The 7,512-nt window shown below is 70.1% G+C and carries 8 protein-coding genes; 1 reads left to right on the forward strand and 7 read right to left on the reverse strand.

Translation table 11 applies throughout. From position 1 onward, the window contains the following. Positions 1–160 precede the first annotated feature (160 nt). The gene (locus tag ACWGI8_RS35220) at positions 161–2,632 is read right to left on the reverse strand and encodes an MFS transporter (RefSeq protein WP_453667264.1); all 2,472 of its coding nucleotides are present in this window, start codon (positions 2,630–2,632) and stop codon (positions 161–163) included. 15 nt (positions 2,633–2,647) lie between these two features. Beyond that, the gene (locus tag ACWGI8_RS35225; protein ID WP_453667266.1) at positions 2,648–3,097 is read right to left on the reverse strand and encodes a MarR family winged helix-turn-helix transcriptional regulator; all 450 of its coding nucleotides are present in this window, start codon (positions 3,095–3,097) and stop codon (positions 2,648–2,650) included. 199 nt (positions 3,098–3,296) lie between these two features. On the opposite strand from ACWGI8_RS35225, the gene ACWGI8_RS35230 reads away from it, so the two are divergent. Beyond that, positions 3,297–3,515: a hypothetical protein gene (locus ACWGI8_RS35230; RefSeq protein ID WP_453667268.1), complete on the forward strand. Its 219-nt coding sequence runs from the start codon at positions 3,297–3,299 to the stop codon at positions 3,513–3,515. A 76-nt stretch (positions 3,516–3,591) separates the two neighbouring features. On the opposite strand, the gene ACWGI8_RS35235 is transcribed toward ACWGI8_RS35230, so the two are convergent. From ACWGI8_RS35235 to ACWGI8_RS35255, 5 genes are all read right to left on the reverse strand, one after another. After that, a complete protein-coding gene (locus tag ACWGI8_RS35235; RefSeq protein WP_453667270.1) occupies positions 3,592–4,356 on the reverse strand; it encodes a hypothetical protein in 765 nt (254 codons plus the stop codon). A gap of 256 nt (positions 4,357–4,612) precedes the next feature. Then, on the reverse strand, positions 4,613–5,509 hold the full coding sequence (locus tag ACWGI8_RS35240; RefSeq protein WP_453667272.1) for an RNA polymerase sigma factor SigF: 897 nt from the start codon (positions 5,507–5,509) through the stop codon (positions 4,613–4,615). A 234-nt stretch (positions 5,510–5,743) separates the two neighbouring features. After that, positions 5,744–6,574 (reverse strand): RNA polymerase sigma factor SigF, encoded by an 831-nt coding sequence (locus tag ACWGI8_RS35245; RefSeq protein WP_453667274.1) that lies wholly within the window; start codon positions 6,572–6,574, stop codon positions 5,744–5,746. Positions 6,575–6,796: 222 nt separating this feature from the next. After that, on the reverse strand, positions 6,797–7,090 hold the full coding sequence (locus tag ACWGI8_RS35250) for a Dabb family protein (RefSeq protein ID WP_453667276.1): 294 nt from the start codon (positions 7,088–7,090) through the stop codon (positions 6,797–6,799). A 9-nt stretch (positions 7,091–7,099) separates the two neighbouring features. Next, on the reverse strand, positions 7,100–7,264 hold the full coding sequence (locus ACWGI8_RS35255) for a hypothetical protein (protein ID WP_453667278.1): 165 nt from the start codon (positions 7,262–7,264) through the stop codon (positions 7,100–7,102). Positions 7,265–7,512: the final 248 nt, after the last annotated feature.

The following is a 7,512-nucleotide window of genomic DNA, read 5'->3' on the forward strand; positions in this document are numbered from 1 at the left end:
GGGCTCGCGTGCCCTGGCACGCGCATCCGCTGCGTTGTCGTCAGTCGCCAATGCTCCGCAGTGGCTCCCTCCTCCGCCTTGCAGCTGCACGCACCAGACCCCGCTCGCCCCGCGGCGGTAGCCGCAGATGTCGCTGCCGGCCTGATCCACAAGGCACCCCCTAGCCCGCGTGGGCGAGTTCGATGTCGTGGCCGTCGATTCCGTGTCCGGCCACCGTGAGCGCGGCCGCCACCGGCGGGTAGCCGGTCGCGATGACCGTGTACTCGCCCGCGTCCAGGTCGGCGAAGGCGTATGCGCCGTCCTCGCCGGTCGTCGCGTTGGCCACGACGTTCCCCGCGGCGTCGATCAGCGTCACGCGGGCGTCGGACAGCGGCCGCCGGCCGGCGCCGGCCCGTACCGTGCCCTGGAGCAGCGCCCCGGCCCGCAGGGCCGCCTCGACACGGGTCACGCCCTGGCCGCCGATCTCCACGGGGAGCGCCAGCGGGCGGAACCCGGTGGCGTTCACCGCGACGGTCACCGAGCCCGGCACCAGCTCGCCGAAGGCGAAGCCGCCGTCCGCACCGGACTTCCCGGCGGCCAGCACCTCGCCGCGCACATCGGTGACGATCACCATCGCGCCGTCGACCGGGGCGCCGCCGTCGGCCGCCACCACCGCACCCGCCAGCCCGCTCGTGCCGGCGAGGAGGATGTCGTACGCCATCGGCTCGCCGCCGACGACGACCGTGGACGCCTGCGGCTGGAAACCGTCGGCGGAGGCGATCAGGACGTACGAACCGGCGCCCGGTGCATCCAGCGCGTACGAGCCGTCCGCATGTGCCACCGAGCGGCCCAGCTGCCGCCCGCCGAGCGAGATCAGGGTGACGGCGGCCCGTCCCACGGGTGCGCCCTCGGACCCGCGGACCACACCGCGTACGGCGGTGCCGGTGCCGGCGGTCGGCGCGGCGGCGGGCTCGGTTCCGACGGAGTGGGCCTGGGCCCCGGTCTCCTCGGTCGCGGTCCCGGTGCCCTCGGTCGCGGTCCCCGACTCGGAGGCCGCGTCCGGAGCCGGCGCCGCGGCGCTCTTCAGCGCCACCTCCTTGATGAACAGCGTGACCAGGAACGCCAGCAGCGCGAACGGCGCCGAGTACAGGAACACATCGGCGACGCCGTGCCCGTACGCGCTCTCGATGACCGTACGGATCGGGGCGGGCAGGGTGTCCAGGTCGGGGATGCCCCCGCCGGCCGTACCGCCGTGGCCCATCGCCGCGGCCTTCGGACCGAGCTCGGCGAGCCCGTCCTCGACGTAGTGGGTGACCCGGTTGGCGAGCACCGCGCCCAGCGCCGAGACGCCGATCGCGCCGCCCAGCGACCGGAAGAAGGTCACGACGGACGAGGCCGAGCCGAGGTCCTGCGGGGCCACCTGGTTCTGGGTGGCCAGCACCAGGTTCTGCATCATCATGCCGAGGCCGAGACCCATGACGGCCATGAAGACCGCGATGCGCCAGTACTCGGTGTCGTAGCGGATCATGCCCAGCAGCCCGAGGCCACCGGTCACCAGCACACCGCCGCTGACCAGCCACGCCTTCCACTTGCCGGTCTTGGTGATGATCATGCCGCTGACCGTCGAGGAGACGAACAGACCGGCGATCATCGGGATGGTCATGACGCCGGACATCGTCGGCGACTCGCCCCGCGCGAGCTGGAAGTACTGGCTGAAGAAGACCGTGCCGGCGAACATCGCGACACCGACGAAGAGCGAGGCGAGCGAGGCCAGGGTGATGGTGCGGTTGCGGAACAGCCGCAGCGGGATGATCGGTTCGCTCGCCTTCGCCTCGACGAGCAGGAAGACCGCGCCGAGGAGGACCGCGCCGCCGACCATGGCGTAGGTCTGCCAGGACAGCCAGTCGTACTTGTCACCCGCGAAGGTCACCCAGATGAGCAGCAGCGAGACCGCGGCACTGATGAAGAGGGCACCTGCCCAGTCGACCTTGACCTGGCGCTTCACGACCGGGAGCTTCAGGGTCTTCTGGAGCACGATGAGCGCGATGAGCGCGAAGGGCACGCCGACGTAGAAGCACCAGCGCCAGCCCAGCCAGTCGGTGTCGGTGATGACACCGCCGAGCAGCGGCCCGCCGACCGTTGCTACGGCGAACGTCGCACCGAGGTAGCCGCTGTAGCGGCCGCGCTCCCGCGGCGCGATCATCGCGGCCATGATGACCTGGGCGAGGGCGGTGAGACCGCCGACGCCGATGCCCTGGACGACGCGGCAGGCGATGAGCATGCCGGTGTTCTGCGCGAGGCCGGCCACGACCGAGCCCGCGACATAGATGATCAGGGCTATCTGGACCAGCAGCTTCTTGCTGAAGAGGTCGGCGAGCTTGCCCCACAGCGGGGTGGTCGCGGTCATCGACAGCAGGGCGGCCGTGACCACCCAGGTGTAGGCGGACTGGCCGCCGCCGAGATCGGTGATGATCTCCGGCAGGGCGTTGGAGACGATCGTCGAGGACAGGATGGCGACGAACATGCCGAGCAACAGCCCGGACAGCGCCTCCATGATCTGCCGGTGGGTCATCGGCGCGCCACCGTCGGAGGCAGTGGTTCCCCCATGCTTGGCGTGGCCGCCCCGCACACCGGTCGGTGTGGTCGTAGCCATGAACTTCCTTGTCTGTTACGTGTGCGTACGGGCGGGCCGGCAGTCTCCGACGGAGTCGCGGAGGCGGGCCAGCAGCGCGTTCAGCTGTCCGACGTCTTCGTCGGACCAGTCCTTGAGGTAGTGGGCGAACAGATCGGTGGTGCGCCGGCCGAGGTCGTCCAGTTGCTCCTCGCCCGCGGGGGTGAGCCGCAGGATGCGCGAGCGCCGGTCGTCCGGGTCGGGTGACCGTTCGATCCAGCCGCGCTCGGCGACGTGCGCCACGTGCCGGCTGGTGACGGACATGTCGACGGCGAGAAGCTCGGCGAGCCTGCTCATCCGCATCTCTCCGTACCGGTCGAGGAGCGCCAGGACAGCGGCGGACCCGGACGGGCACTCGGCGGGGAGCAGGCGTGCGACGCCCCGTTTGACGGCGCCCATCGCGCTGATCTGCCGGGCCAGCTCCTCGTACTGACTCCGCTCGGCCATGGAAACCCCAATCTTGTTGCTTAGGGCAACCATAGGAGAGGTTGGTTGCTGCAGGCAAACGAAAATCGGCCACACCGGGTAAAGGAACGCAAAAGGCTTTGCATGTGCGAGGTCATGGTGCGGACATGTTGGGTGCATCTCGCGATGGCGACGGGCCGGGGGTTGGGCGGGTCACCCGGGTTCGCTAGGGTCCTGCTCCATGGCACACAACCCCCACGCCCCCCAGGGTCCCGAGGGCAACTACGACCCGGCGGGCAGCACCCAGATGTTCCGCGCCTTCGTCGACGAGGGTGGCCCGCAGCGCGGCGGCCGCGCCGCGGCGCAGCCCGCGCAGGCAGGTCCCCGGGTCGGGCTGATCGTCGGCGTCGTCGCCGTGATCGCGATCCTCGGGGCGGTCGCCTGGCTCGCGCTCGGCTAGTACCGGTCCGCCCGTACGGGCACGCCCGTACTGGCCCGTCGGCACCGGTCCGCCCGTACTGGTCCGCCGGCGTCGGCTAGGACCGGTACGAGGCGTGCACGTCCTGGGTGTCGATGTGCATGCCCAGGGGGACGCGCCAGGACTCCACGCACACCCTGTACGTCGTCGTCCTCGCCGTCCCGGCGGCGATGGGCGCGGGCAGCGGCTGAGTGGACTCGATCGTCGCCCAGTCGATGCCGAGCGCGCCGATGATGTGCGTGGCGAAGGTGACGGTGCCCGAACGCACGGGCACGCCACCGGTGTTGCGGAAGTCCACGGTGACGTTCTCGCACCACCGCTGGTCCGCGGGGGCCCGGCGCAGCTCCCCGACCACCAGCACGGCGGGGCCGGGCGGCGGTGACGGGGCCGGGGGCGGGGTGGTGCCGGGTGATGTCGGTGGGGTCCCCGTGCCGGTGCCGGTGCCGGGCTGCGGCCCTGGGGTCGATGTCCCGGGTGTTCCGGGAGCCTCTGGGGGCGCAGGTGTGTTCGGCGCGCCCGTGCCCGTGCCCGTGCCCGTGCCCGTACCCCGACCCGTATGCGTATCCGCGCCGGCTTCCGGCGCTGTGCCCGTAGGGCTGCCCGGTCGCCCGGCCGACCGCGAAGGCGCCGCACCGTCGAGCGGTACGAACTCGACCTTCCCGGAGGGCGGCACGACTCCCGCCGGCCCCTTCTCGGCCCCGGCGCCCGCGGCCCCGACGGCCACATACCCGTCGCCCTGCTCCCCGCCCGCGCACGCGGCGAGCACCCCGCCAAGGCACAGCGTCCCCGCGAGCAGTCCGTACCCGATCCGCTTGCGTCCCATCGCGCCAGTTTGTCTGACGCTTCGTCAATTAGGAACCCGTCAGCAGTCGAAGACACCCCTGGGCACTGCGCGTCGCGTCGCAGCCGGGCGACCGGGGGCCAGGGTGTGGCAGCACAGCCCCGAAGCCGGGCCGGTGGGCGGCCCGTCCTCCGTAAGTCCGGGGAGCGCGCGCAGCTGCCGTGTGCAGGGCGCGGGGCAGTGCCTCACCGCGCCGTCCGGCGGAGGTGTGGGGGCCGTCGGCCCCCACACATTCACATCAGTCCGCGATGAGGCCCTCGCGCAGCTGCGCCAGCGTTCGCGTCAGCAGGCGCGACACGTGCATCTGGGAGATGCCGACCTCCTCGCCGATCTGCGACTGGGTCATGTTCGCGAAGAAGCGCAGCATGATGATCTGGCGTTCGCGCGGCGGGAGTTTGGCCAGCAGCGGCTTCAGGGACTCGCGGTACTCGACGCCCTCCAGGGCGCTGTCCTCGTAGCCGAGCCGGTCCGCGAGGGAGCCCTCGCCGCCGTCGTCCTCCGGGGAGGGCGAGTCCAGCGAGGACGCGGTGTACGCGTTGCCGACGGCGAGGCCGTCGACCACGTCCTCCTCCGACACGCCGAGCACCGCCGCGAGTTCGGGAACCGTCGGCGAGCGGTCGAGCTTCTGGGCGAGTTCGTCGCTCGCCTTCGTCAGCGCGAGCCGCAGCTCCTGCAGCCGGCGCGGCACCCGCACCGACCAGCTCGTGTCGCGGAAGAAGCGCTTGATCTCGCCGACGACGGTCGGCATCGCGAACGTCGGGAACTCCACGCCCCGTTCGCAGTCGAACCGGTCGATCGCCTTGATCAGGCCGATCGTGCCGACCTGGACGATGTCCTCCATCGGCTCGTTGCGGCTGCGGAAGCGCGCCGCCGCGTACCGCACCAGCGGCAGGTTGAGCTCGATGAGCGTGTCGCGTACATACGTACGCTCCGGGCTGTCCTGGTCCAGAGCGGCCAGCCGCAGGAAGAGCGAGCGCGAGAGCGTGCGGGTGTCGATGGCTCCCGGCGCTTCGACGGCCACCGGGGTCTCCATGGCTACCGGGGTGTCCATGGGCTCAGGCGCCGGAAGCGCTTCGGGCGAGGGAGCGCTCTGCGTGAGCGTGAGCACCTTCGAGCTGCCCTGTTCTGCGGACATGCCACCCCCTGGAGGTCGCGGACGGTCGCGTCGGCCGCGACCATCGGAGGAACGCAGCCTCCACCTGAATACCGGAGGCGGGGCCGCGGCAAACGCGGTTCCCGCAGAATGTCACATGTCGGCAACACGCTGTAGTGACAAGTCGACAACACAGCGTCAGATCGACGCAGGAAAAAGGGGGTCTGCGGCTTTTGCGTGCCTCGGAATGGGCTGAAAGGGGTCTACCCGTTTCGGTTACGCCTCGATCCTGTTTGCGGATCTCAATCGCGCGAAGCTACGGGCGAGGAGCCTTGACACATGCATCTGTGAGACTCCCAGCTCCGCGCTGATCTGCGACTGCGTCAGATTGCTGTAGTAGCGCAGCAGAAGGATCCGCTGCTCGCGTTCGGGCAGTTGTACGAGGAGATGGCGTACGAGATCGCGGTGTTCGACTCCGGCGAGCGCCGGGTCCTCGTAGCCGAGCCGGTCGAGCAGGCCCGGCAGCCCGTCGCCCTCCTGTGCCGCCTCCAGCGAGGTCGCGTGGTACGAGCGTCCCGCCTCGATGCAGGCGAGCACCTCCTCCTCGGAGATCTTGAGCCGCTCGGCGATCTCGGCGGTCGTCGGGGTCCGCCCGTGAGTCGTCGTCAGGTCCTCGGTCGCACCGTTGACCTGCACCCACAGCTCATGCAGCCGGCGCGGCACGTGCACGGTCCGTACGTTGTCCCGGAAGTACCGCTTGATCTCGCCGACCACCGTCGGCATGGCGAACGTCGGAAACTGCACCCCGCGCTCCGGGTCGAACCGGTCGATCGCGTTGATCAAGCCGATCGTGCCGACCTGGACCACGTCCTCCATCGGCTCGTTGCGGCTGCGGAAGCGGGCCGCCGCGTACCGCACCAGTGGCAGATTGGCCTCGATGAGCGCGGCCCGCACCCGTGTGTGCTCGGTGCTGCCCGGCTCCAGGTCCTTGAGCTCGGCGAACAGCACCTGGGTCAGTGCCCTGGTGTCCGCGCCCCGGCTCTGGGGCTTGGTCCGGCCTTCGCTCTCGTTCTGGGGCGGCACTTGAGGCGCAGTACTGGCCGGCACGGTCTCGCCACCCCTTCGCGGTCGAACAGCGGTCGAACAGCGGTCACTGAACAGCGGTCAAAGACGGTCAACTCATCCATCAAAAGCGGTCATAGCATCACAAGACATGTCCACTGTGTGCAAGCACCGTATAACGCCGTGTTGAGGGCAAGTTGGGGCACAAGTAACAAAAGGCTCCTCACCTTTGCGGTGAGGAGCCTGGAGGCCGGGGAGCCGGGGAGCTCAGAACTCGTAGTCGGCGATCACCCACGTGGCGAACTCGCGCCACTGTCCGGCGGCCGCCTGGTGGGCCGGGTGCTCGATGTAGCGCGTGAGGGCGTCCTTGTCCGCGACGGCCGAGTTGATCGCGAAGTCGTACGCGATCGGCCGGTCCGTGATGTTCCAGGCGCACTCCCAGAACTCCAGCTCCGGGATCTGCCCGCCGAGCTCCTCGAAGGCCTTCGCACCGGCGACGACACGGGGCTCGTCGCGCTCGACACCCTCGTTGAGCTTGAAGAGGACCAGATGGCGGATCACGGGGCACTCCTACTTGATGAGCTCGGTCATGAACTCGCCGACACCCTGCGCGGCGCTCGATATGCCCTCGAACCCTACCTGGACGAGGTCTGCCGCCCTGGCCGGGGAGGTGATGATCGTGTACAGCACGAAGACAACGACCACGTACAGAGCAATCTTCTTCGTTTGCACCATCGGTCCTGCCTCCCCTGCGGCCTGTGAGTCGCGTGAGTCTAACTGAGCGCTCTGGGACCGAGGGCCTGGCGATCGGGGCCCTTCGCCCGGCCCGTACCAGCCTGCCCCACCAGCGGTATTGAGGGTGAACCCGGAGGATCTGCCAGGAATCCGATGGGTGAGGAACCGTGCCTCATTGCGGGGTTCCGCGCCGCGCCCTTGCCCGGGAGGTGTGCGCGTACATGCCGAAGGGCCCCGGTGCTCAGCAC

This window comes from Streptomyces sp. NPDC054841 (assembly GCF_053611045.1).

Coding starts and splice junctions, on each gene's coding strand:
- ACWGI8_RS35225 (WP_453667266.1), bottom strand. CDS start 3,097: ATGGCCGAGCGGAGTCAGTACGAGGAGCTGGCCCGGCAGATCAGCGCG.
- ACWGI8_RS35230 (WP_453667268.1), top strand. CDS start 3,297: ATGGCACACAACCCCCACGCCCCCCAGGGTCCCGAGGGCAACTACGAC.
- ACWGI8_RS35255 (WP_453667278.1), bottom strand. CDS start 7,264: ATGGTGCAAACGAAGAAGATTGCTCTGTACGTGGTCGTTGTCTTCGTG.
- ACWGI8_RS35235 (WP_453667270.1), bottom strand. CDS start 4,356: ATGGGACGCAAGCGGATCGGGTACGGACTGCTCGCGGGGACGCTGTGC.
- ACWGI8_RS35220 (WP_453667264.1), bottom strand. CDS start 2,632: ATGGCTACGACCACACCGACCGGTGTGCGGGGCGGCCACGCCAAGCAT.
- ACWGI8_RS35240 (WP_453667272.1), bottom strand. CDS start 5,509: ATGTCCGCAGAACAGGGCAGCTCGAAGGTGCTCACGCTCACGCAGAGC.